Origin of the sequence: Aquabacterium sp. A7-Y (assembly GCF_026153205.1) — a bacterium.
Lineage (GTDB): Bacteria > Pseudomonadota > Gammaproteobacteria > Burkholderiales > Burkholderiaceae_C > Caldimonas.
On the sequence record NZ_JAPFBW010000004.1, the window covers coordinates 102,966 to 129,440 of the forward strand.

General features: G+C 68.1%; 28 protein-coding genes, 2 tRNA genes and 1 pseudogene. 16 read left to right on the plus strand and 15 right to left on the minus strand.

From position 1 onward, the window contains the following. Genes ssuC through OOT46_RS04640 form a run of 4 tightly spaced genes read right to left on the minus strand, consistent with a single transcriptional unit; the run spans nt 1 to nt 3,512 of the window. Nucleotides 1–855: an aliphatic sulfonate ABC transporter permease SsuC gene (ssuC, locus tag OOT46_RS04625; protein ID WP_265402418.1), complete on the minus strand. Its 855-nt coding sequence runs from the start codon at nt 853–855 to the stop codon at nt 1–3. Beyond that, entirely contained in the window at nt 827–1,240 is a 414-nt protein-coding gene (locus OOT46_RS04630) for a VOC family protein (protein WP_265402419.1), read from the minus strand. Before OOT46_RS04630 ends, ssuC begins: the two co-directional genes overlap by 29 nt. Before the next feature lie 32 nt (nt 1,241–1,272). Further along, on the minus strand, nt 1,273–2,478 hold the full coding sequence (gene ssuD, locus OOT46_RS04635; RefSeq protein WP_265402420.1) for an FMNH2-dependent alkanesulfonate monooxygenase: 1,206 nt from the start codon (nt 2,476–2,478) through the stop codon (nt 1,273–1,275). A gap of 26 nt (nt 2,479–2,504) precedes the next feature. Beyond that, the gene (locus OOT46_RS04640) at nt 2,505–3,512 is read right to left on the minus strand and encodes a sulfonate ABC transporter substrate-binding protein (RefSeq protein WP_265402421.1); all 1,008 of its coding nucleotides are present in this window, start codon (nt 3,510–3,512) and stop codon (nt 2,505–2,507) included. A 385-nt stretch (nt 3,513–3,897) separates the two neighbouring features. Between OOT46_RS04640 and OOT46_RS04645 the strand changes: the two genes are divergently transcribed. Further along, nucleotides 3,898–3,974 (plus strand) — tRNA-Met (locus OOT46_RS04645). Nucleotides 3,975–4,362: 388 nt separating this feature from the next. Here OOT46_RS04645 and OOT46_RS04650 read toward each other — a convergent pair. Beyond that, nucleotides 4,363–5,499 (minus strand): low temperature requirement protein A, encoded by a 1,137-nt coding sequence (locus tag OOT46_RS04650; protein WP_265402422.1) that lies wholly within the window; start codon nt 5,497–5,499, stop codon nt 4,363–4,365. Between the two features lie 468 nt (nt 5,500–5,967). Between OOT46_RS04650 and OOT46_RS04655 the strand changes: the two genes are divergently transcribed. Continuing rightward, the gene (locus OOT46_RS04655; RefSeq protein WP_265402423.1) at nt 5,968–6,147 is read left to right on the plus strand and encodes a hypothetical protein; all 180 of its coding nucleotides are present in this window, start codon (nt 5,968–5,970) and stop codon (nt 6,145–6,147) included. Nucleotides 6,148–6,372: 225 nt separating this feature from the next. Further along, nucleotides 6,373–6,542: pseudogene (locus tag OOT46_RS04660) on the plus strand (alcohol dehydrogenase catalytic domain-containing protein); the annotation flags it as partial. A 330-nt stretch (nt 6,543–6,872) separates the two neighbouring features. Here the strand turns inward: OOT46_RS04660 and OOT46_RS04665 are convergent. After that, complete coding sequence (locus OOT46_RS04665) at nt 6,873–7,094, minus strand: DUF3606 domain-containing protein (RefSeq protein ID WP_265402424.1); 222 nt, start codon at nt 7,092–7,094, stop codon at nt 6,873–6,875. A gap of 206 nt (nt 7,095–7,300) precedes the next feature. Here OOT46_RS04665 and OOT46_RS04670 point away from each other — a divergent pair, with 206 nt between their 5' ends. From OOT46_RS04670 to miaB, 3 genes are all read left to right on the plus strand, one after another. Then, a complete protein-coding gene (locus OOT46_RS04670) occupies nt 7,301–7,573 on the plus strand; it encodes a hypothetical protein (RefSeq protein WP_265402425.1) in 273 nt (90 codons plus the stop codon). A gap of 100 nt (nt 7,574–7,673) precedes the next feature. Further along, the gene (locus OOT46_RS04675; RefSeq protein ID WP_265402426.1) at nt 7,674–8,054 is read left to right on the plus strand and encodes a hypothetical protein; all 381 of its coding nucleotides are present in this window, start codon (nt 7,674–7,676) and stop codon (nt 8,052–8,054) included. Nucleotides 8,055–8,064: 10 nt separating this feature from the next. Continuing rightward, nucleotides 8,065–9,438 carry a tRNA (N6-isopentenyl adenosine(37)-C2)-methylthiotransferase MiaB gene (gene miaB, locus OOT46_RS04680; RefSeq protein ID WP_265402427.1) on the plus strand — a complete coding sequence of 458 codons (1,374 nt, stop codon included), beginning with the start codon at nt 8,065–8,067 and terminating at the stop codon, nt 9,436–9,438. Between the two features lie 15 nt (nt 9,439–9,453). On the opposite strand, the gene OOT46_RS04685 is transcribed toward miaB, so the two are convergent. Together OOT46_RS04685 and OOT46_RS04690 are read right to left on the minus strand one after the other, a co-directional pair. Beyond that, on the minus strand, nt 9,454–11,163 hold the full coding sequence (locus OOT46_RS04685; RefSeq protein ID WP_265402428.1) for a 7TM diverse intracellular signaling domain-containing protein: 1,710 nt from the start codon (nt 11,161–11,163) through the stop codon (nt 9,454–9,456). After that, nucleotides 11,156–11,440 (minus strand): hypothetical protein, encoded by a 285-nt coding sequence (locus OOT46_RS04690; RefSeq protein ID WP_265402429.1) that lies wholly within the window; start codon nt 11,438–11,440, stop codon nt 11,156–11,158. Before OOT46_RS04690 ends, OOT46_RS04685 begins: the two co-directional genes overlap by 8 nt. A gap of 89 nt (nt 11,441–11,529) precedes the next feature. Here OOT46_RS04690 and hemA point away from each other — a divergent pair, with 89 nt between their 5' ends. The 6 genes from hemA to OOT46_RS04720 all read left to right on the plus strand — a co-directional run bounded on the left by hemA (nt 11,530) and on the right by OOT46_RS04720 (nt 16,785). After that, entirely contained in the window at nt 11,530–12,810 is a 1,281-nt protein-coding gene (gene hemA, locus OOT46_RS04695) for a glutamyl-tRNA reductase (protein WP_265402430.1), read from the plus strand. Between the two features lie 93 nt (nt 12,811–12,903). Beyond that, entirely contained in the window at nt 12,904–14,004 is a 1,101-nt protein-coding gene (gene prfA, locus OOT46_RS04700) for a peptide chain release factor 1 (RefSeq protein WP_265402431.1), read from the plus strand. A 58-nt stretch (nt 14,005–14,062) separates the two neighbouring features. Beyond that, complete coding sequence (gene prmC / locus OOT46_RS04705; protein WP_265402432.1) at nt 14,063–14,920, plus strand: peptide chain release factor N(5)-glutamine methyltransferase; 858 nt, start codon at nt 14,063–14,065, stop codon at nt 14,918–14,920. Between the two features lie 195 nt (nt 14,921–15,115). Next, entirely contained in the window at nt 15,116–15,784 is a 669-nt protein-coding gene (locus OOT46_RS04710) for a hypothetical protein (RefSeq protein WP_265402433.1), read from the plus strand. Nucleotides 15,785–15,910: 126 nt separating this feature from the next. Beyond that, entirely contained in the window at nt 15,911–16,225 is a 315-nt protein-coding gene (gene grxD, locus OOT46_RS04715) for a Grx4 family monothiol glutaredoxin (RefSeq protein ID WP_265402434.1), read from the plus strand. Next, a complete protein-coding gene (locus OOT46_RS04720; protein ID WP_265402435.1) occupies nt 16,222–16,785 on the plus strand; it encodes a UbiX family flavin prenyltransferase in 564 nt (187 codons plus the stop codon). Before grxD ends, OOT46_RS04720 begins: the two co-directional genes overlap by 4 nt. Before the next feature lie 15 nt (nt 16,786–16,800). Here the strand turns inward: OOT46_RS04720 and OOT46_RS04725 are convergent, their stop codons facing one another. Together OOT46_RS04725 and OOT46_RS04730 are read right to left on the minus strand one after the other, a co-directional pair. Next, nucleotides 16,801–17,445: a lytic transglycosylase domain-containing protein gene (locus OOT46_RS04725; RefSeq protein WP_265402436.1), complete on the minus strand. Its 645-nt coding sequence runs from the start codon at nt 17,443–17,445 to the stop codon at nt 16,801–16,803. Beyond that, nucleotides 17,442–19,187, minus strand: a complete 1,746-nt coding sequence (locus tag OOT46_RS04730) for a proline--tRNA ligase (RefSeq protein WP_265402437.1) — start codon at nt 19,185–19,187, stop codon at nt 17,442–17,444. Before OOT46_RS04730 ends, OOT46_RS04725 begins: the two co-directional genes overlap by 4 nt. Nucleotides 19,188–19,307: 120 nt before the next feature. Here OOT46_RS04730 and OOT46_RS04735 point away from each other — a divergent pair, with 120 nt between their 5' ends. Continuing rightward, entirely contained in the window at nt 19,308–19,910 is a 603-nt protein-coding gene (locus OOT46_RS04735) for an RNA pyrophosphohydrolase (RefSeq protein ID WP_265402438.1), read from the plus strand. Nucleotides 19,911–19,951: 41 nt separating this feature from the next. On the opposite strand, the gene proB is transcribed toward OOT46_RS04735, so the two are convergent. The 5 genes from proB to rplU form a co-directional block, all read right to left on the minus strand. After that, on the minus strand, nt 19,952–21,070 hold the full coding sequence (gene proB, locus OOT46_RS04740; protein WP_265402439.1) for a glutamate 5-kinase: 1,119 nt from the start codon (nt 21,068–21,070) through the stop codon (nt 19,952–19,954). Between the two features lie 51 nt (nt 21,071–21,121). Beyond that, nucleotides 21,122–22,228, minus strand: a complete 1,107-nt coding sequence (gene cgtA, locus OOT46_RS04745) for an Obg family GTPase CgtA (RefSeq protein ID WP_265402440.1) — start codon at nt 22,226–22,228, stop codon at nt 21,122–21,124. Continuing rightward, on the minus strand, nt 22,225–22,422 hold the full coding sequence (locus OOT46_RS04750) for a LiaI-LiaF-like domain-containing protein (RefSeq protein WP_265402441.1): 198 nt from the start codon (nt 22,420–22,422) through the stop codon (nt 22,225–22,227). Before OOT46_RS04750 ends, cgtA begins: the two co-directional genes overlap by 4 nt. A 127-nt stretch (nt 22,423–22,549) precedes the next feature. Beyond that, nucleotides 22,550–22,807 (minus strand): 50S ribosomal protein L27, encoded by a 258-nt coding sequence (rpmA, locus tag OOT46_RS04755; protein WP_265402442.1) that lies wholly within the window; start codon nt 22,805–22,807, stop codon nt 22,550–22,552. Between the two features lie 31 nt (nt 22,808–22,838). Then, entirely contained in the window at nt 22,839–23,150 is a 312-nt protein-coding gene (gene rplU, locus OOT46_RS04760; RefSeq protein WP_265402443.1) for a 50S ribosomal protein L21, read from the minus strand. Nucleotides 23,151–23,417: 267 nt separating this feature from the next. Here rplU and ispB point away from each other — a divergent pair, with 267 nt between their 5' ends. The 3 genes from ispB (at nt 23,418) to pilB (ending at nt 26,473) form a co-directional block, all read left to right on the plus strand. After that, nucleotides 23,418–24,413, plus strand: a complete 996-nt coding sequence (ispB, locus tag OOT46_RS04765) for an octaprenyl diphosphate synthase (RefSeq protein WP_265402444.1) — start codon at nt 23,418–23,420, stop codon at nt 24,411–24,413. Between the two features lie 66 nt (nt 24,414–24,479). Continuing rightward, nucleotides 24,480–24,556, plus strand: a tRNA-Pro gene (locus tag OOT46_RS04770). Nucleotides 24,557–24,754: 198 nt separating this feature from the next. Continuing rightward, complete coding sequence (gene pilB, locus OOT46_RS04775; RefSeq protein ID WP_265402445.1) at nt 24,755–26,473, plus strand: type IV-A pilus assembly ATPase PilB; 1,719 nt, start codon at nt 24,755–24,757, stop codon at nt 26,471–26,473. Nucleotides 26,474–26,475 lie beyond the last annotated feature (2 nt).

The following is a 26,475-nucleotide window of genomic DNA, read 5'->3' on the forward strand; positions in this document are numbered from 1 at the left end:
TCAGGCCTCCCCTTGGACCTGGTAGCCGGGATGCCAGCGCAGCCACCAGCGCTCCAGGGCCTTGGCGAACAGGTCGGCCAGCTTGCCCAGCAGCGCGTAGAGCAGGATGCCCAGCACCACCACGTCGGTCTGCAGGAACTCGCGCGCGTTCATCGTCAGGTAGCCGATGCCCGCCTGCGCGGAGAGCGTCTCGGCCACGATCAGCAAGACCCACATCAGGCCCAGCGAGAAGCGCAGGCCCACCAGGATGGAGGGCAGCGCCCCCGGCAGGATGACCTGCCGGTACAGCGTCCAGCCGCGCAGGCCGTAGCTGCGGGCCATCTCGATGAGTCCGCGGTCCACCGAGCGGATGCCGTGGAAGGTGTTGAGGTAGATCGGGAAAAACACGCCCACGGCGACCAGGAACAGCTTGGCCGCCTCGTCGATGCCGAACCACAGGATGACCAGCGGGATCAGCGCCAGCGCCGGGATGTTGCGCAGCATCTGCAGGCTCGAGTCCAGCAGGGTTTCGGCGCTGCGGAAGGTGCCGGTCAACAGGCCCAGCAGCAGGCCAAGACCGCCGCCCAGCGCGAGGCCGGCCAGCGCGCGGGCGCTGCTGACCCGCACATGCTCGAACAGCTCGCCCGAGGCCGCCAGCTGCCAGAAGGCGACCACGACGGCGCTCGGCTCGGGCAGCACGCGGGTGGACAGCCAGCCCGCACGCGAGGCCAAGGCCCACACCGCCAGGATGCCGATCGGCAGCAGCCAGGGCAGCCCCCGGCGCCGCAGGGCATGCCAGCGGGGCCTTGCCGCGCTGGGCCGGGCCGGCCCGGGAGACGCCGTGGTTTCAGACGGCAAGGTGAAGGTCGCGGACATGGTGCTCACCTTGGGTGTCGAAGGAATTCGAGGGCGGCTCGATGAGTTCCAGCCGGTTGCCGAAGGGGTCCTCGACAAAAACACGGCCGTCGTTCAGCGCCGAACGGTCGACGCGCTGCCCGGTGGCTTGCAAGGCATCGGCCAGCCGGGCGACACCGGCCACGCGCAAGGCGATATGCGCCTGCGGCGCGACGCCGGTGTAGGACCCCTCGCTGAGGTCCAGCCTTTGCCAGCCGAGCGAAAAGCGCAGCACGCCGGGCCGGTCCAGCTCGGGGTGCCGCACCTCGGTCAGGCCCAACAGGCCCTGGTAGAAGGCCCGTGCCCGCGGCGAAGCGCCGAAGGGGATGGGCAGTTGAATGTGGTCGATGCCGTGGATCTCTGCCATGGTGGTTCACTCCGGACTGCTGGAACGGTTCATCAGCTCGCGCCGGCCCGGGCGGACCGCGCCTCGTCGTTGCTGGGCGGTACGAAGCTGTTGGCGACGATCTCGCCGAAGGGGCCGGTCAAGCTGCGGTGCCCGGGCAGGCGGTCGCCGCCTTCGCGTGCCAGCGGCAGCAGCGGGAAGACCAGTTCGGCCACCCGGTGCGCCTCTTCGAGATGCGGGTAGCCCGAGAGGATGAAGTGCTCCAGGCCCAGCTCGGCATACTCCTTGAGACGGTCCGCCACCTGGTGCGGGTTGCCCACCAGGGCGGTGCCCGCGCCGCCGCGCACCAGGCCGACACCGGCCCACAGGTTGGGCGAGATCTCCAGGCCCTCGCGCACGTCGTGGCGGTTGAACCTGCCGCCGTGCAGCGCCGCCATGCGGCGCTGCCCGACCGAATCCATCTGCGCAAACTTCTTCTGGGCCGCCGCGACGACCTGGTCGTCGAGGTGCGAGACCAGCTCGGCCGCCGCCGCCCAGGCGGCCGCCTCGGTCTCGCGCACGATGACGTGCAGGCGGATGCCGAAGCTCAGGCTGCGCCCGTGGCGTGCCGCGCGCTGCCGGATGTCGGCCACCTTGGCCGCCACCGCCGCGGGCGGCTCGCCCCAGGTGAGGTAGGTGTCCAGCTGCTCGGCCGCGAGCTCGTGCGCCGCCTCCGAGGAACCGCCGAAAAACAGCGGCGGATGGGGGCGGCTGACCGGCGGATAGAGGGTCTTGGCGCCTTTCACCTGCAGATGCCGGCCGGGATAGTCGAAGCTGCCGCCCTCATGGCTGCGCGCGAGGATTTCGCGCCAGATCGTCAGGAACTCCCGCGACAGCTCGTAGCGCTCGTCGTGGCTCAGGAAGAGGCCGTCGCCTTCGAGTTCGTCGGGATCACCGCCGGTGACCAGGTTGATCAACAGGCGCCCGCCGGAGAGCCGGTCCAGCGTGGCCGCCATGCGTGCGCCCTGCGAGGGCTGCAGCAGCCCCGGCCGCAGCGCGACCAGGAATTTGAGCCGCCGGGTGGCGTCGATCAGGCTGGATGCCAGGATCCAGGAGTCCTCGCAGGACCGGCCGGTGGGCAGCAGCACGCCTTCGTAGCCCAGGCTGTCGGCGGCGATGGCGACCTGCTTGAAGTAGTCGAAGGTGGCGGCACGGGCGCCCCTGCTGGTGCCGAGGTAGCGTGAGTCGCCGTGGGTGGGAATGAACCAGTGCAGTTTCATGGCGGTGTCCTCGTGTTCCTGCCGGTTCAGCGGCCGCCCCACGCCGCAAGGGTGCCGGCGGGAGGCAGCGCGTCGGCGACGCGGATGGGCTTGGGGATGAGCTTGAGCTGGTGGAAGGCATCGGCGATCTTCTGCTGCTCGGCCACGACCGAGGCGTTGACCGGGCGGATGCCGTAGGCGAAGCGCGCGGCCGCCCGCTCGGTCACCTCGGCACTCAGTCCGATCTGCGCCGCCAGCACCGCCGCAACCTCCTTCGGGTGTTGGGCGGACCACGCGTCCAGCCGAGCCAGCTCATCGACGATGGCGCCGATCACCGCGGCGTTGTTGTCCGCATAGCCGCGCGCCGCGAGATAAAACTGGTGGTTGGCGACCAGGCCCTGGCCGTCGGCCAGCACACGCGCGCCGAGCTGGGTCTCGGCAGCAGCGAGGAAGGGGTCCCAGATCACCCAGGCGTCCACGCTGCCGCGCTCGAAGGCGGCCCGGGCGTCGGCCGGCGGCAGGAAGACCGGCTGCACGTCCTTGTAGCTGACGCCGGCCTTCGCGAGCGCCTTGACCAGCAGGTAGTGGACGTTGGAGCCCTTGTTCAAGGCAATGCGCTTGCCCTTGAGCCCGGCCACCGACTTGAGCGTCGAGTCCTTGGGCACGATGATGGCTTCGGCCGTCGGCGCGGGCGGCTGGTGGGCGACATAGACCAGGTCCGCCCCGGCGGCCTGCGCGAAGATGGGCGGCGCCTCGCCGACCGTGCCGAAGTCGATGGAGCCGACGTTCAGGCCCTCCAGCAACTGCGGACCGGCGGGAAACTCGGTCCACTTGACGCTGATGCCTTGGGGCGCAAGTCGCTTCTCCAGATCGCCGCGCGCCTTCAGCAAGGTCAGGGTGCCGTACTTCTGATAGCCAATGCGCAGCACACGGGCGGGCTGGTCGGCGGCCCGCGCCGGGATGCCGGCGCCGAGCCCGGCCGAGGCGGCGACGGCCAGCGCCGTGCGCAGCCAGGTGCGGCGAGCGCCGCGGAGGGGGGACGTGTCGTTTTTCATGGGGTGCTCTTGGGATCTCGGAGAAAGCGCGAAAAAGCCACCCCGCACGGCCGTCGGCACGCGGCGAGTCGGGGTGCAAGGCCCCGTGGCTGGGGGCGAGGAGACGCCGGTCCGTCAGGGCCGGCAGGGACAGGAGCGGCAGAGGGAGGACGAACTGCCTGAGATGCCGATGTTTTTCATGCCGACTTCGATGGGCCCCTGGGGCCGCCTGGGTGATGCGATGGGCCTCACGATAGAAGCGCGAGCCCGCGCCGGGAACGAAGCTTTTCGGCTTTGCTTGGGCGCAAAGCGCATGTGTCGCGACGCGCGTCGCAACGATTCGGCAGCCCGAGATGCACGGGGCTTGCAAAGCCCCCGGGGAGTGTGGCTATAATCTCGGTCTCTTGGCGCTTTAGCTCAGTCGGTTAGAGCGACGGAATCATAATCCGCAGGTCCGGGGTTCGAATCCCTGAAGCGCCACCAGAACACCACGCCCAACCGGTCTCGGTTGGGCGTTTTCGTTTGGGCAGTTCCCGCGCCGGCGCGGGGTTGCGGGCGGTTTGCGAAGGTCGATGGCCTGCCCTTCGCGGCCCATGAGAGGCCGGCGGCAGCTTCGCGAACTGGTCGAGGATGGGCCGCACTTCGACATCCTCGTCGAGCGCGCGGAAGTCGTGGAGCAGTTGGGATTCCGCACGCAGGGCGTCATGCCCACATCGTCGCGCTGGGTCGGGGTGAGCGGCGTGGCGGGCGTGTGCTTGTCCTCGCGGAGCACGAGGGCAAGTAAAGCGATCTGCAGGCGACTCTGGGCGCCGTCAATGACAGACCGGATGTCGTTTGCTCGGGCTTCTCCTGGCCGTGCTGCGCACACGGCTCAGGCCGGCAGGTGCGCGGAGCGCACCAGATGGCGGTAGCGCAGGTTGAGCAGCACATAGCAGATCATCGTCGCCGTCATGCCCGCCAGCATGGCCTCGAGCCGCAGGGGCAACATCAGCACGAGTGCCGTCAGGGCGAACACCGCGGCAGTGTTGGACAGCAGGTAAGGCCGCAGTTCCGGCACCTCCATGTAATAACCGTACTGCTTGCCCAGGAAGAACAGCCCGGTGCCGGCGGCGGCGAGCAGGCGGAAATCACGCGGGTCGAGCCCGCCCAGGATCGCATGCCGGATCAGCAAGGCCAGGATCGCCAGCCCGATGAACAGGAAGAAGTGCGAGTAGAGGATCGAGTGTCCAGTCGTCAACTTGCGATGCTCCAGCAGGTGGAAGCTGTCGAAGTAGATCCACCAGATCGCCGACACCATGACGAATCCGCTGACGGCGGCGATGACGTTGGAGCGGTTCCAGGCGATGTCCGCCAGTGCCGCGGAGATGCTGATCACCGATTCGCCCAGCATGATGATGGTCAGCAGGCCGACCCGCTCGACCAGATGCGTCGTGTGCGCAGGCACGACATGCAGGCGCCGGTTGAGCACCACCAGGGCCGCCATGTCGAACAGGATCCCGGCGTAGAAGACCAGGTAGTTCCACGGCGGCCGCAGCAGGACCGAGGACAGGCTCACCGCGGCGCCGATGGCGAACACCGTGCCCACCGTTGTCGCGATGCCACCCTGGTCGTGGTGCTTGCGCTTGGAGACAAAGTACATCCCGGCGACGATCAGCCGCGCCCCGCAGTAGCAGGCCACGGCCAGCTTGTACGTGCGAGCGTCCTGCGCGGCGTCCGAGACCTGCGCCGATATGACGACCAGCAGGAACATCATCAGCAGCGTCGACAGCCGGTGCTGGCGGCTGTCGGTGTCGAAGCGATTGGCGTAGATCGTGTGGCCCGCCCAGATCCACCATACCGGCAGGAACGCCAGCACGAACTGCAGGAACTGCTGCGGAGCGATGTGGCCGTCGTGCACTTCGGTCAGGATCTCGCCGACGTCGCGCAAGGCGACGACGAAGATCAGGTCGAAGAACAGTTCCAGCCAGGTCGCCCGCCGGTGCGGGTCGAAATATCTCAAGTCCTTCACGCAGCCATCCTAGGGTTTGGAGCCCGGCCATGCGCATGTCGAGGCCTCCTCGGTGCTTGTCCATCGTTCGCGGCCCAGGTTTGCGGCAAGTGCGTGCCATGAAAAGCAAGGCTTGGAGTGAGGGATGGCCTGCACGAACGACGAGCGGGGCAGGCACTGCAGAGCACTTGGGAGCCGGCCCGGCCGGACCGGCCGCAGTAGCGAAGTCCCGAGAACCGCACACAGGAGCCGAAGCCGCAACCCGAACATGTCTTTCGTCCGGTCGTCGACGAGTCCGAGTCGAGGAATGCGCACCAACAGCGGTCGCACCCGCAACGACGAAAGCAGCCATGCCAGGAAGCTGAGCGACACGGAGCACGGCATGGCCGCCGCGGGGGGAAAGTCAGGTGACGGCAAGAAGGCGCCCCCGCCTCTGGTCGGCACGCGTAGCAACTGATCGTTCCATCGAGATCTGGAAGGAGTTGAGTCATGGCCCATACCCAGCATAACCACCCGCGCACGCCGAGCGCCGGGTCCGGAAGCAACGACAAGAACGCCAGTCCGCCCGTTAAGGCACAGAACGATCCGCAGCGCGGCCAGGGCAAGAAGGTCACGCAGAGCCCGCGCAAGCCTGCGCCGCAGGCGGCGGCCGGCAAGCGTCACGAATAGCGTTGCCGGCCGGGCCGACCACGGGCGGCCCCGGCTCGTGCGCCTCGCCACGGCCTCAGCGCCACAGAAACCGCCGGCCGGCAGTGGCGGAGGTGGTGACGTGCGCCCGGCCCCGATCGGTTGCCTCTGGCGCCGACATGCAGCTTCGCCGCGGCGCGTTGTGGGGGCCAACGTACCAGTTCCACCTCAGGAGTTTGGGAAAGCGTTAGCCGAGGAAGCGTGTGAGTGCCGCCTCACGGCACTGCGGACAAAAAACTGGGGACGGACGCCCCGGTGATCCAGGCACCCACCGACGCCATCGTGCGCATCAGCGCCAGCGCCATCTGCGGTACCGACCTGCACATGGTGCGCGGCACATTTGCGGGATGGTGCCGGGGACGGTGCTCGGCCACGAAGCGACGGCGCCGAACTGCTTATCAATGCTGCAGGGCGCGTGTCGGTGACGGAGCGGCGCTTCCCTCCTTTGGATCTACCCGAGCTACCGAATGAGCGTCGAAGGTCGTGTGTGGGAGCAGGAACAGCACAGGAAGCTCTGCCTTTCGGTGGTCCTGCACCAGTCGCTGATGCCTCAATCGGCGGGCGCCCTCAGTGGCACGCAGGAGCTTGAGAGGAAAGTTTGCAATAGCCGCCGCCTCCTCCACCAGAACCTATCGAAGGCCCAGCACGGCTGCTGGGCCTTTGTCGTTTCCGGACCTCGCACCCGCTCCGGTGGGCGGCCGCGACGCTCAGGAAGCCTTGCCTGCCATCCGATCGCTGTTGCTGCTGCTGCGGCTGCCCTTGAGGTGCATCTCGACGTCGTCGGCGCCGTCGCCGACGGCCTCGACCGCCTCCCTGAGCTGCTCCGGCGTGGCATCGAGCTTTTTCGACCACTCGCGCAGCGCCTGCTCCTGATGGACGTCGATGCGTGGGCGCGCGTCGGCGCCGCGATGGGCTGGCTGATGGGCCATGAGGATCTCCTTCAAGGTGGAAGTGGGGATGAGACCGACAGGCAACGCCCATGCCGGGCCGCCGACACCGACCGCGGGGTGGAAAAAGTCTCGCTTTGCGTCGTGGCGAACCCTGACCCCGGGGCTGGCAGGGCTAACAGGTCGCTTAAGCTCATCGCTGCCGGTCGGACGCCTTGGCGGACGCCGATGCGAGCGAGCTGACAACCATGGCCCCTTTGGCAATTTCCACCGCCGCCGTCTGTATCTGCCTGGCCCTCGTGGCCTGGCTGTTCCGCCTCGTGTTCCGCAGCTCGATCCGCGCGGCTCAGGCCTGGGGACCGGCGCGCCGGCCGCATCCGCTGGACGTGCTGCTGTCCATCCTGGCGGACGAGCTGACCGAGTGGAAAGGCGGACGCCTGCTGGCCTTCGCTGTCGGGACGCTGTGCATCACGCTGGCCGGCGCCGGACTGGCCGCCGCCCTGCTGCGCCACTTGCGCTGACCCCCTCCGGCGCACCGGCCCGAGCGCTACACTGACAGGCTTTCCGCCGCCTGGAGCTTGCGCGGCCGCATTCACCCACAACAGCCCCTGGATCTACACCATGCACCGCTGTGTCCTCTTCGGCCTTGCCGCCGCCCTCGCCCTGCCGGCCATCGTGCAGGCCCAGGTGCAACGCGCCTTCCCCCAGAACGCCCTGCGCGGCGTGATCGTCGTGCAGCAGCCGCCGGAGATCACGCTCAACGGCGAGGCCGCACGCCTGGCACCCGGCGCCCGCCTGCGCGGCACCGACAACATGCTGCTGATGTCGGGCTCGGTAATCGGCACCAAGCTGCGCGTCAACTACACGCTTGACGACTACGGCCTGGTCAAGGACGCCTGGGTGTTGCGCGAGGACGAGGCGAAAAAGGTCTGGCCCAAGACCCGCGAGGAAGCGGCGCGCTGGCGCTTCGACCCGATCGCCCAGACCTGGACCCGTCCCTGAGGAGGCCGCCATGACCGACACGCTCAAGACCGGCAAGAAGGTCTACATCAAGACCTTCGGCTGCCAGATGAACGAGTACGACTCGGACAAGATGGCCGACGTGCTCAACGCCGCCCAGGGCTACCAGCCGACCGACAACCCCGAGGATGCCGACCTGATCCTCTTCAACACCTGCTCGGTGCGCGAGAAGGCCCAGGAGAAAGTGTTCTCGGACCTGGGCCGCTTCAAGCACCTCAAGCACAAGGGCGTCAAGATCGGCGTGGGCGGCTGCGTGGCCAGCCAGGAAGGCGCCGCCATCATCGAGCGCGCGCCCTATGTGGACGTGGTGTTCGGCCCGCAGACCCTGCATCGCCTGCCCGACCTGCTGGCCCGGCGGGAGCAGCTCAACCGCCCGCAGGTGGACATCAGCTTCCCCGAGATCGAGAAGTTCGACCACCTGCCGCCGGCCAAGGTGGACGGCGCCAGCGCCTTCGTCTCCATCATGGAGGGCTGCTCGAAGTACTGCAGCTACTGCGTGGTGCCCTACACGCGCGGCGAGGAGGTCTCGCGTCCGTTCGACGACGTGCTGGTGGAGGTCGCCGGCCTGGCGGACCAGGGCGTCAAGGAAGTGACCTTGCTGGGCCAGAACGTCAACGCCTACCGTGGTGCGATGGGCGACACGGCGGAGATCGCCGACTTCGCGCTGCTGATCGAGTACGTCGCCGAGATCCCGGGCATCGAGCGCATCCGCTACACGACCAGCCATCCCAACGAGTTCACGCAGCGCCTGATCGATGTCTACGCACGCGTCCCGCAGCTGGTGAACCACCTGCACCTGCCCGTGCAGCATGGCTCGGACCGCATCCTGATGGCGATGAAACGCGGCTACACGGCGCTCGAGTACAAGAGCACCATCCGCAAGCTGCGGTCGGTGCGCCCGGACCTTTGCCTGTCGAGCGATTTCATCGTCGGCTTCCCCGGCGAGACCGAGGACGACTTCGCGAAGATGATGAAGCTGATCGACGACGTCGGCTACGACAGTTCCTTCAGCTTCATCTTCAGCCCGCGCCCCGGCACGCCGGCCGCCGCGCTGCAGGACGACACCCCCAAGGACGTCAAGCTCAAGCGACTCCAGCACCTGCAGGCCACCATCGAGGCCCATGTGCGGCGCATCAGCGAAAGCCGCGTCGGCAGCGTGCAGCGCATCCTGGTCGAAGGCCCCTCCCGCAAGGACCCCGGCGAGTTGATGGGCCGCACCGAGTGCAACCGCATCGTCAACTTCGCAGGTGGCCCCAACGCCGCCCGGCTGGTCGGCCAGATGATCGATGTCACCATCACCCAGGCCCTGCCCCATTCGCTGCGTGGCGAGGTGCTGACGCGCGAAGGCGTCGCGCTGCCGGCCTGAGCCGGCCGACAGCGTTCAGGGCAGCTCGCGCACCAGCGCAGCGCTGCCCCGGCGGATCTGCCCGAGCAGTTGGTCGAGCCGCTCCACCACGGTCTTCGGGTCGCCCTTGAGGTGGCGTGGCAGATGGGCAATGGCCGCGTGCCAGTGCAGCTGCTCCAGCGGCGGCAGCTCGGGATGGTGGCGCAGGCCCAGCTCCAGGATGCGCTCGGCCACGGCGTGCGCCTCGCCGCGGCTGTGCACCTGCTCGACCAGCACGGCATAACGGTCGTCGTCCAGCCGGAGCGGCAGGTCACCCGGGTTGCAGGCCTCGCGCATCACCCGGCCGCAGGCCTTGGCAACCGCCTCGGAGAGGCCCGGGCCATGGGCGCGTCGCAGGTCGTCGAGGTTGGCCAGGCGCAGCAGCACCACCGAGCCCTTGGTATTCAGCCGCAACGCGCGCACCGCCATGGCCATCAGCAGCGAGGGCAGTTCGGCCGCATGCAGCAGGCCGCTGCGGCGATCCCGCCGCGCGCCCTCGCGCTTCAGGCCGGGGTCGCTCAGCACCTCTCGGGCGCTGAAGTTGAGCGCGTAGGTCAGCACCGCGATCTCGGCCGCCACGCCGGCCAGCATCGCGTAGCGGGCCGGACTGTCGGCCGGCAGCCAGCCCTGCGCATAGGCGATCTGGGTCGCCACGCCGACGGCGGCGGCCGCGAACGCCCCCACGTACCAGCGCATGTAGGGCAGGCGCAGTCCGCGCACGGTCCACAGCAGCAAACCGACGCTGAAGATCACCAGCGCGTAGTAGCCGTGCTGCGCTGTCAGCACGCGGGGCTCCTGCGACAGCTGGGGCCACAGCACGTAGGCGGCGGTCAGGGTGACGCCGAAGACCGCGACGGCCAGCGCCCAGGTGCTGGCGCGCAGGCCGCTGATGGCTTGCGGCAGGGCCCGCCGCACGAACAGCAGGCTGACCGATGCCAGCAGCGTGCCGCTGACCAGGCGCGCCGCCTGGGTCGCGCCGGCCTCGTGGCCGCCCAGGTAGACGCGCGCGTAGCCCATCTGCACCAGCTGGAACACCGCCATCAACACCACGTGCCAGGCGTACCAGGCGCTCACCGCGTCGCCGCGAAACAGCGCCTCGCCGCTCGCGTAGGCCACCGCCATCAGGGCCACGCCGAGGAAAAGCCCGATCCAGAGGTGCTCGATCGCCCGGTGGGTGTCGTAGCCCTCCTCGGGCCACAGCAGCGGCCGGGGCAGGAAGGGGTCGGCATGGCGCAGCCGCAGCAGCACCTCGGTGGGCTGTGCGCCGGCCAGCGCTCGCACCGGGAACGCGAGCTCCGGCGCCGAGATCGGCCACAGCGAGGGCAGGATGCGGTCGCCCGCCTCCAGGCGGCTCCAGCCACCGCCTTCGAGGGGCTGGAACAGGGTCGCCTCGCTCACCACCGTGCGCGGCAAGTCCAGCACGACCCGGGGTCCGAGCGCGGACGGCAGTGTGAAGCGCAGCCAGACCGCCGCCGGCGCAGCGGCGAATTCCTGGCGCGGACCCAGTCGGCGCCAGTCGCCGGCCTTGCGGGCTTGCTCGGGGCTCAGTCGGCCGCCGGCATCGACCAGGTAGTCGGCCTGGCCGACCAGGGGCATGGGCTCGACCGCCCAGGCCCGAGGGGCCAGCGCGAGCAGCAGCGCCGCCAGCACCACCGGCCCCAGCATGGGCAGCAGCCGGCGCACCGCCCGCGCCAGGCGATCAGCCACGACTGCGCGGTCCCCAGCCGACCCAGGCCAGCGCCAGCGCGCTGGCCAGCACCATCGCCAGATAGGTCAACATGCGGCCGTCGCGCCCCAGCACCACCAGCCCCGCCACCAGGGCCAGCGCCGCGCCAGCCCCGCTCCAGGCCGCCAGACGGCGCCAGGCCACCCCTTTGAGCTGGCCGCGCCAGGCCAGCTTGACGAAGCAGGCACTCAGCAGGCCGAGGGCCGCGGCGGGCGCGAAGAAATTGAGCAGGTGCCACAAGGCGTCCAGGGGGCCCATCAGCGGAAGCGCTCCATGAGTTGATCTCGATCAAGCCCATAGTGACACACCAAGTGCTTGAAACTCCTTGAAATTTTATAATCCCCCGCATGAGCGTTTTCGCCCTCGGTCTGAACCACACCACCGCCCCCGTCGATCTGAGGGGGCGGTTCGCGTTCACGGCCGAACAGCTGGGTCCCACGCTGCGCAGCCTGCGCGAGCGTTTCAGCCTGCGTCCCGAGGCGGCGCTGATCTCCACCTGCAACCGCACCGAGCTGTACTGCGCGGCGCCGCGCGACCTGGTGCGTCCGGCGATGGACTGGCTGGCCGGCATGGGCGGCGTGGCAGGCACCGAGCTGGCCCACCATGCCTATGTGCTGGAGGGCGGCCAGGCCGCGCGGCATGCCTTCCGCGTCGCCAGCGGGCTGGACTCGATGGTGCTGGGCGAGCCGCAGATCCTGGGTCAGATGAAACAGGCGGTGCGCGAAGCCGACGCCGCCGGGGCCCTCGGCACCACCTTGCACCAGCTGTTCCAGCGCTCCTTCGCGGTCGCCAAGGAGGTGCGCACCTCCACCGAGATCGGTACACATTCGATCAGCATGGCCGCCGCCGCGGTACGCCTGGCGGCCCAGCTCTTCGAGGATCTTCGCGAGGTCAAGGTGCTGTTCGTCGGCGCCGGCGAGATGATCGAGCTGGCCGCCACCCACTTCGCGGCCAAGGCGCCGCGTGCGATGGCGGTGGCCAACCGCACGCTCGAGCGCGGCGAGAAACTCGCCACCCGCTTCAGCGCCGAGGCCATGCGCCTCGCGGACCTGCCCGCGCGCCTGCACGAGTTCGACGTGGTGGTGTCCTGCACCGCCAGCTCCTTGCCCATCATCGGCCTCGGCGCGGTCGAGCGGGCCCTGAAGGCGCGCAAGCACCGGCCCATCTTCATGGTCGATCTCGCGGTGCCGCGCGACATCGAGCCCGAGGTCGCGCGCCTGGACGACGTCTACCTCTACACCGTGGACGACCTGTCCGGCGTGGTGCAGAGCGCCGGCGAGAAACGCCAGGCCGCGGTGGCCCAGGCCGAGGCCATCATCGAGACCGGCGTGCAGAGTTTCGTGCACTGGCTGGATCAGCGCGCGACCGTACCGCTGATCCAGGCCTTGAATGCCCAGACCGACGAGTGGCGCGAGATGGAACTGGCGCGGGCCCGCAAGGCGATCGCGCGCGGCGTCGACGTGGAGGCGGTGCTCGAGGCGCTGTCACGCGGCCTGACCCAGAAGATGCTGCATGGCGCGCTGGCCGAACTGCACAGCGCCGACCCCCAGCACCGCTCCCAGCTGGCCGACACGGTGTCGCGCCTGTTCCTGCGCGGATCCTCGCGGCCCGGCAACAGCCGCCGTTAGCCCCCCTCCCGTGCCCGGCGCGGAATGGGCGCGAGCGCGCTTTTCTGCCGTCGGGCCCCCTAATGTCCTCCAGTGTCCTGAACCGGGTCCACGATGAAAACCGCCCTGCGCCAACAACTCGAACGGTATGTCCAGCGTCTGCAGGACCTGGACGCCGTGCTCGCCGCGCCCGACGTGCTGAGCGACCTGTCGCGCTTTCGGGGGCTGACCCGCGAGCATGCCGAGGTCGCTGTGGTCGCCCAGCGCTACCAGCGCTACCTGCAGCGTGAGAACGACCTGCAGGGCGCGCGCGAAATGCTGGCTGACCCCGACATGGCCGAAATGGCCCGGGAGGAAATCGCCGCAGCCGAGGCCGAGCTGCAGCGCCTGGAAGGCGAGCTGCAGCGCTCGCTGCTACCGCGCGACCCTGACGACACGCGCAATGTTTTCCTGGAGATCCGCGCCGGCACCGGGGGCGACGAATCGGCGCTGTTCGCGGGCGACCTGCTGCGCATGTACCTGCGTTTCGCCGAGCGCCAAGGCTGGCGCAGCGAGCTGATGTCGTCCAGCGACTCGGACCTGGGCGGCTACAAGGAGGTGGTGGCCCGCATCGAGGGCGAGGACGTCTACGCCTGGCTCAAGTACGAATCCGGCGGTCACCGGGTGCAGCGTGTGCCGGCCACCGAGACCCAGGGCCGCATCCACACCAGCGCCTGTACCGTGGCGGTGATGCCGGAACCGGACGAGGCCGAGGAGGTCGCCATCAACCCGGCCGAACTGCGCATCGACACCTTCCGTGCCAGCGGAGCCGGCGGCCAGCACGTCAACAAGACCGAGTCGGCCATCCGCATCACCCACTTGCCCACCGGCATCGTCGCGGAATGCCAGGACGACCGCTCCCAGCACCGCAACAAGGCCAAGGCGATGGCGGTGCTGTCGGCACGGCTGCGCGACCGCGAACGCCACGAACGGCAGGCCAAGGAGGCGGCCACCCGCAAGAGCCTGATCGGCAGCGGCGACCGCAGCGACCGCATCCGCACCTATAACTTCCCCCAGGGCCGGCTCACCGACCATCGCATCAACCTGACCCTCTACCGCCTGCAGGCCGTGATGGACGGCGACCTCACCGAGGTCACCGGCGCGCTGCGTACTGCCCGTGAAGCCGAACAGCTCGCCGAGCAGCTCGACGCGCTCGAGCTGGGGGGCGCGGCATGAGGCCCGACCGGCCGTCCGAAGGGGCTCGCACCGCAGTGCGAAGCACGCAGGTTATCCAATGAACCCGGCGGTCACAACGCCCGCCAGCGTGGCCGAAACCTGGCGGGCCGGCCAGCGCCTGGGCCTGGAGCGCCTCGATGCCCAGGCCCTGCTAGCGCATGTGCTGGGTCTGCCGGCGGAGCGTGCCCGCGCCTGGCTGCTGGCTCACGACAGCGACCCGGTGCCGGCCGATGCGGCGGCCCGTTATGCCGCGCTCGCGGCGCGCCGGGCCGCCGGCGAACCGCTCGCCTATCTGGTCGGCGAGAAGGAGTTTTATGGCCTCCGGCTGGCGGTGTCACCCGCCGTGCTGGTGCCGCGCCCGGATACCGAGACGCTGGTGGAATGGGCGCTGGAGCTGGCCCGGCCGCTGCTGGCGGCGCGCATCGCCGACCTCGGCACCGGCAGCGGTGCCATCGTGCTGGCCCTGGCCGCCCAACTGCCCGGAGCCAGGCTCACCGCGGTCGAGCGGTCGCCCGAAGCCCTCGCCGTCGCGCGCGCCAACGGCGAGCGGCTGGGCCTGCCGGTGCGCTGGTTGCATGGCTCCTGGTGGCGGCCTTTCGCCGGGCAACCGCACGAGCGTTTCGAGCTGGCCGTCAGCAACCCGCCCTATATCGCCGAGGGCGACCCCCACCTCGACGCCCTGCGCCACGAGCCGCGGCAGGCGCTGACGGCGGGCGAGCGCGGCCTGGACGACCTGGCGGACATCATTGCGGGCGCTGCCGACCACCTCGCGCCCGGCGGCTGGCTGCTGCTGGAGCACGGCCACGAGCAGGCGTCCGAGGTGCAAGCGCTGCTGCGGCAGGCTGGTTTCGTGGATGTAGCGACCCGCCGCGACCTCGGCGGGCAGCCGCGCTGCACCGGCGGACGCCGTCCCTGAGGCCGCCTCGGCCTGCCCTTTTCGTATCAGGAAGTTTCAGGCACGAAGCCCGCGGCTTCGATCACGAAGCGCGACGATGCAAGTTCGCCTTGCCCCCTTGGCGAGGCCGCCGCGCCGGTCTACGATCACTTCATCGTAGTGCCAGGAGCGTGCCGCCCGGCCCCCGCCCAGCGGGCGTTCCACCAGGAGCGAGCCATGAAGTGCGCCATGTTCCTTCGTCTTGCCGCTGGCGGTGCGGCCCTTGTGCTCGCCGGGACGGCGCGTGCGGAAGACGGTCTGCTCTCGGTCCGCATCGAGGGCCCGGGCCTGAACATCAGCCGCACCCTGCCGCTCGGAGACCACGGCCGGGCCGCCGCCATGCGGCCCGCGATGCTGAAAAACGGCCGACTCGACCCGGGCGACCACAGTCTCACGTCCTTTTCCCGGCTCAGCCTCGCCGACTGGTCGCTGCTGGGCGACTACTACTTCCGCCGCAGCCTCGGGCTGCGCGCCACCGGCGGCCTGCTCAAGGCCGACAAGGCGCGCCCGATGCTGGCCGACGACACCGCCCCTGTCGCCGCTTCGCTGGGCAGCAGCAGCGCTCGCAGCACGCCAACCCTCGGGCTGGACAGCCGCAGCACCGCCCTGCCCTACCTCGGCATGGGCTATTCGGAGCTGGCAGCCGCCGGCGGCTGGGGCTTTTTCGCCGACGTCGGCGTCGTGATGCTCAAGCCCAAGTCGACCGTGAAGCTGGGCAGCTCTTCCGGCGGCGCCTGGTTCACGCACGAGGAAACACGCCGCGAGGGTGAGGTCGACCTGCCGCGTCTGCTGGGCGACTGGCGCCTGTCGCCGCTGGTGCAGGTGGGGCTGTCGTACTCGTTCTGACGCCTCGGGCCAAGACCGGTCCGGCAACGCCGCAGGCCGGCGCTCGGACATCCCGCACCGGCCCTGGCTTCCCGGCCTTTTTGCTCTATAAAGTGGGCTGATTCCCGACCCCATTTCAAGGCCACCATGAGCGACGTTCAAAAACGCATCGACGATCTCGTCAAGACCAACCGGGTAGTGCTCTTCATGAAGGGCACCGCGCAATTTCCGATGTGCGGCTTCTCGGGCCGCGCCGTGCAGATCATCAAGGCCTGCGGCGTGTCCGACCTGAAGACCGTCAACGTGCTGGAGGACGAGGAGATCCGCCAGGGCGTCAAGGAATACGCCAACTGGCCGACCATCCCGCAGCTCTACGTCAACGGCGAATTCGTCGGCGGCTCGGACATCATGATGGAGATGTACCAGGCCGGCGAACTGCAGGACGTGCTGAAGGCCGCGTGACCGCGCGTTTTGTCGTCGGCATCACCGGCGCCACGGGCGCCGTCTACGGCGTGCGGCTGTTGCAGCGGCTGCGCGCCCTGGGTCTGCAGACCCACCTGGTCGTGACGCCCGCCGGTGTGCTCAACGTGCACCACGAGCTCGGCCTGGCGCGCAGCGACCTGGAGGCTTTGGCCGACGTCTCCTACGCCCCGGCTGACGTCGGCGCGGCCATCGCCAGCGGCAGCTTCGCCGCCGACGGCATGGTGGTCGCTCCTTGTTCAATGAAGTCGCTGGCGGCCATCGCCCATGGCCTGTGCGACAACCTGTTGACGCGCGCCGCGGACGTGGCCCTGAAAGAGCGCCGCCGGCTGCTGCTGATGGTGCGCGAGACGCCCTTCAACCTCGCCCACCTGCGCAACATGACGGCCGTCACCGAGATGGGCGGCATCATCTTCCCGCCGCTGCCGGCCTTCTACCACCGGCCGCAAAACATCGAGCAGCTGGTGGACGACACGGTGGAACGGGCCTTGGCGCTGATGGGGGTGTCCCAGGCGCATCCGCGCGAGTGGACCGGCCTGTGAAGGCCGGTCTCCGGCTCATTCCTTGAATTCCCATTGGCGACGCGCGCCGAACACGGCGTTCGGATAGGTCGCTTTGCCGCGGCTGCCGTTGTAGCGCCCGAGGCTGAGAAAAAGATCGCCACGCTCGATGTCGAGGTAGTGGCGCAGGATCACGCAGCCGAAACGCAGGTTGGTCTGCATGTGAAAGAGCTTGCCCGGGTCGCCGTCGCCGATCAGGCGGCTCCAGAACGGCATCACCTGCATGTAGCCCCGCGCGCCCACGCTGCTGATCGCGTATTTGCGAAAGCCGCTCTCGACCTGGATCAGGCCCAGCACCAGCGCCGTTTCCAGCCCGGCGCGGCGGCTTTCGTACCAGACCGTCTCGAGGAACTCCAGGCGGGTCTGCACGTCCGGCTTGCGGCGCGCCAGCCGCTCGCTCATCGCCCCCAGCCAGCGCAGGTAGCGCAGCCGGTCGTCGATGTTGGTGAACACGGCCCTGGGCGGCGCGTTGTTTGCGATCGCGGCCGACAAGGCCGTCTTGACCGCATTGGCCAGCGGCTCCTCGACCTGGCCGCCGGCTTGCACCCGAGGGACCCAACCGGCACTCAGCAGGCCGGCGGCCGTGCCGAGCAGGCCGCGACGCGTCAGCCCTTTGAGCGGAAACCTGCCCGGCCGGCTCATGCCGACAGCTTCTCCTTCAGGAGGGCCAGCGCGTCGGCAGGCGCGACGGCGGTCGCCTGGGCGTCGCGGCGGCCCTGGTATTCGAGCTTGCCCTCCTTCAGGCCTCGGTCGGAGATCACCACGCGGTGCGGCACGCCGATCAGCTCCCAGTCGGCGAACATCGCGCCCGGGCGCTCGCCGCGGTCGTCCAGCAGCACGTCCACGCCCAAGGCGGCCAGCTCGTCGTGCAGTTGCTGGGCGGCGGCCTGGACCTCGGCCGAGCGGTCGTAGCCGATCGGGCACAGCACCACCTGGAAGGGCGCCATCGCCTCGGGCCAGACGATGCCGCGCTCGTCGTGGTTCTGCTCGATGGCGGCGCCCAGGATGCGGGTGACGCCGATGCCGTAGCAGCCCATCTCCATCGGGCGCGGCTTGCCGTTCTCGTCCAGGTAGTTCGCGTTCATCGCCAGCGAATATTTGGTGCCGAGGTAGAAGACATGGCCCACCTCGATGCCGCGCTGAATCGCCAGGCGACCCTTGCCGTCGGGCGAGGGGTCGCCCTCGACCACGTTGCGGATGTCGGCCACCAGGTCGGGCTCGGGCAGGTCGCGGCCCCAGTTGACCCCGGTGTAGTGGAAGTCGGCGTCGTTGGCACCGCAAACGAAGTCGGCCATCCGGGCAACGGTCCGGTCGGCGACCACCTTGACCGGGTGCTTCACGCCGACCGGGCCCAGGTAGCCGGGTTTGCAGCCGAAGTGGGCGACGATCTCGGCCTCGGTCGCGAAGCGGAAGCCGGCCTGCATCCCCTCGAGCTTGCCGGTCTTGACTTCGTTGAGCTCGTGGTCGCCACGCACCAGCAGCAGCCAGAGGGTGGTGCGGGTGATGTCGCCAGCCTCGTTTTTCTCGTCGGTCGCGAGCACCAGCGACTTCACCGTCTGGGACAGCGGCAGCTTCAGCAGCTCCGCGACCTGCCCGCAGGTGCTCTTGCCCGGCGTCGGCGTCTTGGCCAGCGACTGCGTGGCCGCGGCCCGCGAGTCGAGCAGGGCGACCGCCTCGGCCAGCTCGATGTTGGCGGCGTAGTCGGAGTCGGGGCTGTAGACGATGGCGTCCTCGCCGGTCTCCGCGATGACCTGGAACTCGTGAGAGCGGTCGCCGCCAATGGCGCCGGTATCGGCCGCCACCGCGCGGTAGGTCAAACCCAGGCGGTCGAAGATGCGGCAGTAGGCGGCATACATCGCGTCGTAGCTGCGGCCGGCGGACTCGACGTCACGGTCGAAGGAGTACGCATCCTTCATCGTGAATTCGCGGCCGCGCATGATGCCGAAGCGGGGCCGGCGCTCGTCCCGGAACTTGGTTTGGATGTGATAGAAGTTCTTCGGCAGCTGGCGGTAGCTGCGCAGCTCCTGGCGGGCGATGTCGGTGATCACCTCCTCCGAGGTCGGCTGGATGATGAAGTCGCGCTCGTGGCGGTCCTTGACCCGCAGCAGCTCGGGGCCCATCTTGTCCCACCGCCCGGTCTCTTGCCACAGCTCGGCCGGCTGCACCACCGGCATCAGCAGTTCCACCGCACCGGCCCGGTTCATCTCCTCGCGGATGATGTTCTCCACCTTGCGAATGACCCGCAGCCCCATCGGCATGTAGTTGTAGATGCCGGCGCCCAGGCGCTTGATGAGACCGGCCCGCATCATCAGCTTGTGGCTCACGACCTCCGCATCAGCGGGCGCTTCCTTCAGGGTGGAGATAAAAAACTGTGAGGCTTTCATGGATCGGGTCCCGCCCCCCGGCCGGGCCGAGACAGGCGGTGGACTGAGGGCTTGTGAGGGGGTTGAAACCGCACCCGCCGGTGCAATAATGGTTTCAGTTGACAAAATTGAGGTTTGATTATGCTCGACAGGGAAGGCTTTCGGCCCAACGTCGGCATCATCCTGCTCAACCAGAGGAATCAGGTTTTCTGGGGCAAGCGCATCCGCACGCACTCGTGGCAGTTTCCCCAGGGGGGCATCAAACACGGCGAGAGCCCCGAGCAGGCGATGTACCGTGAGCTGCACGAGGAAGTCGGGTTGCTGCCCGAACATGTGCGCATCCTGGCCCGGACCCGAGACTGGCTGCGCTACGAGGTGCCCGAGCACTATATCCGGCGCGACGCACGCGGCCACTACCGGGGCCAGAAACAGATCTGGTTCCTGCTGCAGCTGACCGGCCGCGACTGCGACATGAACCTGCGCGCGACCGACCACCCCGAATTCGACGCCTGGCGCTGGAACGAATACTGGGTGCCGCTGGACGTCGTGATCGAGTTCAAGCGCGACGTCTACCAGATGGCGCTGACGGAACTGGCCCGCTTCCTGCCGCGCGCCAACCACCACAACCGCTACCTGCGTGGCGGCATGCGGCCGCACCAGCGGGACGAACCGCGCAGCGAGCGCGGCGCCGCTCAGGCGGTCGGGGCCGAAGAACCGTCAGGCGAGCTGGATCCGGAGGCCTGACAGCGGCCCGGCGCGCCGTTGCGCGCGGGGCCGGCCCTCGTTCAGGTGAGCACCAGGTTGTCCCGGTGGATCATCTCCGGCTCGCCGGTGAAGCCGAGCAGGCGCTCGAACTCGCTGGACGGCTTGCGCGCAATCAGGCGTGCCTCGCTGCTGGAGTAGTTGGCCAAGCCGCGCGCCACTTCGAGGCCCGAGGGCGCACGCACGGCAATGACGTCGCCGCGTGCGAACTCGCCGCTGACCTCTACCATGCCGATGGGCAGCAGGCTCTTGCCTTCCTCGCGCAGCTTCTTCACGGCGCCCTCGTCGACCACCACGCCTCCGCGCAGTTGCAGGTGGTCGGCCATCCACTGCTTGCGCGCGGCGAGCTTGGCGGTCTTGGCGTGCAACAAGGTGCCGATCGCTTCACCCGCCGCCAGGCGCAGCAGCACATCGGGCTCGCGGCCCCAGGCGATCACGGTGGACGCGCCGCTGCCTGCCGCCCGCTTGGCGGCGAGGATCTTCGTGATCATGCCGCCCTTGCCGATGCTGGAGCCGGCCCCGCCGGCCATGCGCTCCAGCTCGGGTGTGCCGGCCTCGGCCTCGTGGATGAAACGCGCCTGGGGATCCTTGCGGGGATCGGCCGAATAGAGGCCCTTCTGGTCCGTCAGGATGACCAGCGCGTCGGCCTCGACCAGGTTGGCGACCAGGGCCCCCAGGGTGTCGTTGTCGCCGAACTTGATCTCGTCGGTGACGACCGTGTCGTTCTCGTTGATCACCGGCACCACACGCAGCCTCAGCAGCGTGAGCAGGGTCGATCGCGCATTCAGATAACGCTCGCGGTCGGCCAAGTCGGCATGTGTCAGCAGCACCTGGGCACTGCCCACACCCTGCTCGCGCAGCTTGGTCTCGTAGATGTGGGCCAAACCCATCTGCCCGACTGCGGCGGCCGCCTGCAGTTCGTGCAGCTCCTTCGGCCGCGCGGCCCAGCCCAGGCGTTTCATGCCCTCGGCGATGGCGCCGCTGGAGACCATCACGACCTCGCGGCCCTGGGCACCGAGCGCGGCCAGCTGGCGGCACCAGTGGCCGATCGCCTCGGCATCGACACCCCGACCCTCGTTGGTCACCAGGCTGGAGCCGACCTTGACGACGATACGTCGCGCGTTCTTGAGCACGTCACTCATGCTGAGAAGAAGAAGTCCGGAGAAGTAAGGCTGCCCAGCGGGCGGATGCGGTCAACGAAAGCGGGGATCGTCGGACGGCGGCGGCGGCGGCACCGCCTCCTCGGCGGGCGCGACAAAACGAACGTCAGGCACCTCGACCGGAGGCCGGCGCTCCGCAGCGACGTGCTGGTACACCGCGCGGATCAGATCTTCGCAACCCTCCCGGGTGAGCGCCGAGATCTGGTGCACCGGGCCCTTCCACTTCAAGCGCTTGACGAAGTCCTTGACGCGTTTTTCACGCTCCTCGGCCGGCACCATGTCCAGCTTGTTGAGCACCAGCCAGCGCGGCTTTTCGTACAAGGCCTGGTCGTACTTGCGGAGCTCCTCGACGATGGCCTTGGCCTGGGCGACCGGATCCACGCCTTCGTCGAAAGGCGCGATGTCGACCAGGTGCAGCAGCACCCGCGTGCGCTGCAGGTGACGCAGGAACTGGTGGCCGAGCCCAGCCCCCTCCGCCGCGCCTTCGATCAGGCCGGGGATGTCGGCGACCACAAAACTCTGCTCGGGCCCCACCCGCACGACACCCAGGTTGGGGTGCAAGGTGGTGAAGGGATAGTCGGCGATTTTCGGTCGCGCATTCGAAATCGCCGCGATCAGGGTGGACTTGCCGGCATTGGGCATGCCGAGCAGGCCGACATCGGCGAGCACCCGCAGTTCCAGCTTCAGACGGCGCTGCTCGCCGGGCCAGCCTGGTGTCTTCTGGCGCGGCGCCCGGTTGGTGCTGGACTTGTAGTGCAGGTTACCGAAGCCGCCGTCGCCGCCCTTGGCGATCATCACCTTCTCGTCCGGCACCAGCAGCTCGGTGATCACCTCGCCGGTGTCGGCATCGCTGATGATGGTGCCCACCGGCATGCGCAGCACGATGTCCTCGGCGGCGGCGCCGAACTGGTCGGAGCCCCGCCCCTGCTCGCCGTTGCGCGCCTCGTGGCGGCGCGCATAACGGAAGTCGATCAGGGTGTTGAGATTGGGATCGGCGACAACGAAGACATGTCCACCGCGCCCGCCGTCGCCCCCGTTGGGGCCGCCGAAGGGGATGAACTTCTCGCGCCGAAAGCTTATGCAGCCGCTGCCGCCGTTGCCGGCCGCGACGTCGATATAAGCCTCGTCTACAAATTTCATGGTTGTGTGTCCGACTTCGGGCGGCTCGTACGTCTGCTGGCAGCACCCCGAGCCGGGCTCACGAGGAGCCAGACGCCGAGCACCACCAGCAGAGCCGGCCACCACAGCGCCAGCCATTCGCTGCTCAACCAGCCGAAGTTGCGGGCCAGCAGCAGGAGGCCGACGAGGATGAGTATCAGGCCGCTCTTGTTCACGCGCCCTCCGGTGCCGGTCTATCGGGGAACCTGCCGATGGTACTTCAGGCAGGGCGGCGCCCGTGCGCCGCTCTCAAACGACAAAGCCCCGGCACGCCGGGGCTTCGAAATTCGCAGCGGGCGACGGTCAGACCGGCGTGACGCTGACCACCTTGCGGTTGAGCGGGCCCTTCACCGAGAAGGAGACCTCGCCGTCCACCAGGGCGAACAGCGTGTGGTCGCGACCGGTAGCCACGTTGGTGCCCGCATGGAAGCGGGTGCCGCGCTGGCGCACGATGATCGAACCGGCCGGGATGACCTGACCGCCGAACACCTTCACGCCGAGCATCTTTGGTTGGGAGTCGCGGCCGTTCCGGGTGGAACCGCCGCCTTTTTTCTGTGCCATGGAATGAGCTCCTTGAACTGTGGCCGGCGGATCAGACGCTCAGCGCGCCGATGACCAGCTCGGTGTAGGTCTGGCGATGACCTTGATGCTTCTGGTAGTGCTTGCGGCGGCGCATCTTGAAGATGCGAACCTTGTCGTGCTTGCCATGGGCCACGACCGTGGCCTTCACACTCGCGCCAGCCACCAAGGGCGTGCCGACCTTCAGCTCAGCGCCGTTACCCACGGCGAGGACCTGGTCGATCACGATCTCTTGGCCAACTTCCGCAGCAATCTGTTCTACCTTGATCTTTTCGCCTGCAGCAACCTTATATTGTTTGCCGCCGGTTTTTATGACCGCGTACATATCAGCCCCTTCATGGGCCCGAAGGCCCCTACACTGTGCGCCGGCCTGAGGGCCGGCACCCCTTACGATATCGCGGCGATGCGCCAAGGCATAGCCGCAACCCGGCCTTTTGGCCGAGCCGGCGATTGTAGCACGGACAAGGATGAGCACCGGGGCGGATATCATCGCGCCGGGCAGACGGCGGCCATCGCGCGGACAGCCGGCGCCGATGCACGGCGGCAGGGTGCACGCTCCCTATAATTTGCCCACTCTGCTTCAAGGTTTCGCGTGTCAGTCGCCTCCCCCTCCGCCGCCGCCCCGTCCCGCCATGCCCTGTCGCTCGTCGCCGACGAGATGGGCGAAGTCGACAAGGTGATACGCCAGCGCCTGGCGTCCGAGGTGGTGCTGATCAACCAGATCTCCGACTACATCATCAGCGCGGGCGGCAAGCGCATCCGCCCGATGCTGGTGCTGCTGTTCGCCAATGCCCTCGGCTTTGCCGGGCGCGAGCGCTTCGAATTGGCGGCCGTGGTGGAGTTCATCCACACCGCGACCCTGCTGCACGACGATGTGGTGGACGAGTCGGCGCTGCGGCGCGGCCGCGACACGGCCAACGCGTTGTTCGGCAATGCGCCCAGCGTGCTGGTGGGCGACTTCCTCTACTCGCGCGCCTTCCAGATGATGGTGTCGGTGAACCGCATGCGGGTACTCGACGTGCTGGCGGAGGCCACCAACATCATTGCCGAGGGCGAGGTCCTGCAGTTGATGAACATGCACGACCCGGACATCGACATTCCTGCCTATCTGAAGGTCATCCGCTACAAAACCGCCAAGCTGTTCGAGGCCAGCGCCCGCCTGGGTGCCGTGCTGGCCGATGCGCCGCGCGAGCTCGAGGATGCCTGTGCCGACTACGGCCGCAGCCTGGGCACCGCCTTCCAGCTGATCGACGACCTGCTCGACTACCAGGGCAGCACGGCCGAGCTGGGCAAAAACGTCGGCGACGACCTGCGCGAGGGCAAACCCACGCTGCCGCTGCTGCTGGCGATGCAACAGGGCACCCCGGCACAACGCGACTTCATCCGTGGGGCCATCCAGCAGGGCGAGGTCGAGCGGCTGCCGGAGATCATCCGCATCGTCGCCGAAACAGGGGCGCTGGAAGGCACGCGAGAGGCCGCACGACGCGAGGCCGACCGGGCCCGCGCCTCATTGGATGCGATACCCCTTTCACCTTATCGCGAAGCTCTGCTAGAATTATGTGTTCGCTCGATCGACAGGTCTTCTTGACCCATCACGAGCGACGCAACGCCGACGGGTCATGAGCTGATCCTGACCGCGATGCGGGTTCACACACGGGGTGTAGCTTAGCCTGGTAGAGCGCTACGTTCGGGACGTAGAGGCCGGAGGTTCGAATCCTCTCACCCCGACCAGACTTCTGATCTGCGTCGCAGATCAACATCATTCAGACCTCAACGATTCACCGCGAAGCTGCGGTTTATTGCACGGTCGTCTTCCCCCCGGTCGGTTTACAGTGCACGTCGGATCAGCGATGATTCGCCGGCTTTTGGCGCTCCCAGGAGGCCTCTTTCGAGCACTTTTGCTCGGCTTGCGCTGAGATTTCCCTATCCATGGACACATTGGCTGAGGCCCCGAACCTGACTCTGTCCGGCGTTGCGCGCGTGCTCGTGAACGCGGGCAAGCTCAACGCGAAGACGGCAGAGGACCTCGCCAAGCTCGCCAAGGACAAGCAGATCAGCTTCATCGCCGCCGTCATCTCGGCCGGCGCCGTGTCCGCCAGCGACCTCGCCCACGCCCTGTCGACGGCGTTTTCGCTGCCGCTGATCGATCTGTCCGCGGTCGACGTTCCGCGCCTGCCGAAGAACGTCATCGAGCCCAAGCTCGCCGCCCAGTACCAGGTCGCAGTGCTGGGCAAGCGCGGCAGCCGCCTGTTCGTCGCGGGCGCCGACCCGACCAACCAGGAAGCACTGGAGCGCATCAAGTTCGCGACGCAGCTGACCCCCGAGTGGGTGGTGGTCGAGCACGACAAGCTGCAGAAACTGCTCGAGAGCACCGGCACCTCGGCCGCCGAAGCCCTGGAAAACATCGTCGGCGGCGAGTTCGAGTTCGACGTCACCGACGAAGAAACGACGCCCCAGGAATCGCAGGAAGTCACCACCGATGTCGAGGACGCACCGGTGGTGCGTTTCCTTCAAAAGATGCTGATCGACGCGATCAACCTGCGCGCCTCGGACCTGCACTTCGAACCTTACGAACAGAACTACCGGGTGCGCTTCCGGGTCGACGGCGAGCTGCGCGAGATCACGCAGCCGCCGATCGCCATCAAGGAAAAGCTCGCCTCGCGCATCAAGGTCATCTCTCGGTTGGACATCGCCGAGAAGCGCGTCCCGCAGGACGGCCGCATGAAGCTGAAGTTCGGCAACCGCGCCATCGATTTCCGCGTCAGCACCTTGCCGACCCTGTTCGGCGAGAAGATCGTGATCCGTATCCTCGATCCGTCCAGCGCCAAACTGGGCATCGAGGCGCTGGGGTACGAAAAGGAAGAGAAAGAACGGCTGCTCAAGGCCATCGAGCGACCCTACGGCATGGTGCTGGTCACCGGTCCGACCGGCAGCGGCAAGACCGTCTCGCTCTATACCTGCCTGAACCTGCTGAACAAGCCGGGCGTGAACATCTCGACCGTCGAAGACCCGGCCGAAATCAATCTGCCCGGCATCAACCAGGTGAATGTCAACGACAAGGCCGGCCTGAATTTCTCAACCGCGCTCAAGGCCTTCCTGCGCCAGGATCCGGACGTGATCATGGTCGGCGAAATTCGTGACCTGGAGACGGCCGACATCGCCATCAAGGCCGCACAGACCGGCCACATGGTGATGTCGACCCTGCACACCAACGACGCGCCGACGACTTTGACGCGTTTGCGCAACATGGGGGTGGCACCCTTCAATATCGCCTCGAGCGTGATATTGATCACGGCTCAACGTCTGGCACGCCGTCTTTGCGAGAGCTGCAAAGCGCCCGCGGTCTACCCGCGCGAAGCCCTGCTACGAGCGGGATTCAAGGACACAGAGCTGGACGGCGGCTGGAAACCGTATCGCGCCGTGGGCTGCGCGAATTGCAACAATGGGTATAAAGGTCGTGTAGGTCTTTACCAAGTGATGCCGATCTCCGAGGAGATTCAGCGCATCATTCTGTCCGATGGCAGCGCAATGGACATCGCGGCCCAGGCAGAAAAAGAAGGTGTGAGAGACCTCCGGCAAGCCGGGTTGCACAAAGTCCGCTTGGGCGTGACCACGCTGGAAGAAGTGATCTCGGTCACGAACGAATAGAC

What these genes read in the sequence shown, in the direction of transcription:
- ssuC (WP_265402418.1), bottom strand. Translation starts at nt 855, where the DNA reads ATGTCCGCGACCTTCACCTTGCCGTCTGAAACCACGGCGTCTCCCGGG.
- OOT46_RS04630 (WP_265402419.1), bottom strand. Translation starts at nt 1,240, where the DNA reads ATGGCAGAGATCCACGGCATCGACCACATTCAACTGCCCATCCCCTTC.
- ssuD (WP_265402420.1), bottom strand. Translation starts at nt 2,478, where the DNA reads ATGAAACTGCACTGGTTCATTCCCACCCACGGCGACTCACGCTACCTC.
- OOT46_RS04640 (WP_265402421.1), bottom strand. Translation starts at nt 3,512, where the DNA reads ATGAAAAACGACACGTCCCCCCTCCGCGGCGCTCGCCGCACCTGGCTG.
- OOT46_RS04655 (WP_265402423.1), top strand. Translation starts at nt 5,968, where the DNA reads ATGGCCCATACCCAGCATAACCACCCGCGCACGCCGAGCGCCGGGTCC.
- OOT46_RS04665 (WP_265402424.1), bottom strand. Translation starts at nt 7,094, where the DNA reads ATGGCCCATCAGCCAGCCCATCGCGGCGCCGACGCGCGCCCACGCATC.
- OOT46_RS04670 (WP_265402425.1), top strand. Translation starts at nt 7,301, where the DNA reads ATGGCCCCTTTGGCAATTTCCACCGCCGCCGTCTGTATCTGCCTGGCC.
- OOT46_RS04675 (WP_265402426.1), top strand. Translation starts at nt 7,674, where the DNA reads ATGCACCGCTGTGTCCTCTTCGGCCTTGCCGCCGCCCTCGCCCTGCCG.
- miaB (WP_265402427.1), top strand. Translation starts at nt 8,065, where the DNA reads ATGACCGACACGCTCAAGACCGGCAAGAAGGTCTACATCAAGACCTTC.
- OOT46_RS04690 (WP_265402429.1), bottom strand. Translation starts at nt 11,440, where the DNA reads ATGGGCCCCCTGGACGCCTTGTGGCACCTGCTCAATTTCTTCGCGCCC.
- hemA (WP_265402430.1), top strand. Translation starts at nt 11,530, where the DNA reads ATGAGCGTTTTCGCCCTCGGTCTGAACCACACCACCGCCCCCGTCGAT.
- prfA (WP_265402431.1), top strand. Translation starts at nt 12,904, where the DNA reads ATGAAAACCGCCCTGCGCCAACAACTCGAACGGTATGTCCAGCGTCTG.
- prmC (WP_265402432.1), top strand. Translation starts at nt 14,063, where the DNA reads ATGAACCCGGCGGTCACAACGCCCGCCAGCGTGGCCGAAACCTGGCGG.
- OOT46_RS04710 (WP_265402433.1), top strand. Translation starts at nt 15,116, where the DNA reads ATGAAGTGCGCCATGTTCCTTCGTCTTGCCGCTGGCGGTGCGGCCCTT.
- grxD (WP_265402434.1), top strand. Translation starts at nt 15,911, where the DNA reads ATGAGCGACGTTCAAAAACGCATCGACGATCTCGTCAAGACCAACCGG.
- OOT46_RS04725 (WP_265402436.1), bottom strand. Translation starts at nt 17,445, where the DNA reads ATGAGCCGGCCGGGCAGGTTTCCGCTCAAAGGGCTGACGCGTCGCGGC.
- OOT46_RS04730 (WP_265402437.1), bottom strand. Translation starts at nt 19,187, where the DNA reads ATGAAAGCCTCACAGTTTTTTATCTCCACCCTGAAGGAAGCGCCCGCT.
- OOT46_RS04735 (WP_265402438.1), top strand. Translation starts at nt 19,308, where the DNA reads ATGCTCGACAGGGAAGGCTTTCGGCCCAACGTCGGCATCATCCTGCTC.
- proB (WP_265402439.1), bottom strand. Translation starts at nt 21,070, where the DNA reads ATGAGTGACGTGCTCAAGAACGCGCGACGTATCGTCGTCAAGGTCGGC.
- cgtA (WP_265402440.1), bottom strand. Translation starts at nt 22,228, where the DNA reads ATGAAATTTGTAGACGAGGCTTATATCGACGTCGCGGCCGGCAACGGC.
- rpmA (WP_265402442.1), bottom strand. Translation starts at nt 22,807, where the DNA reads ATGGCACAGAAAAAAGGCGGCGGTTCCACCCGGAACGGCCGCGACTCC.
- rplU (WP_265402443.1), bottom strand. Translation starts at nt 23,150, where the DNA reads ATGTACGCGGTCATAAAAACCGGCGGCAAACAATATAAGGTTGCTGCA.
- pilB (WP_265402445.1), top strand. Translation starts at nt 24,755, where the DNA reads ATGGACACATTGGCTGAGGCCCCGAACCTGACTCTGTCCGGCGTTGCG.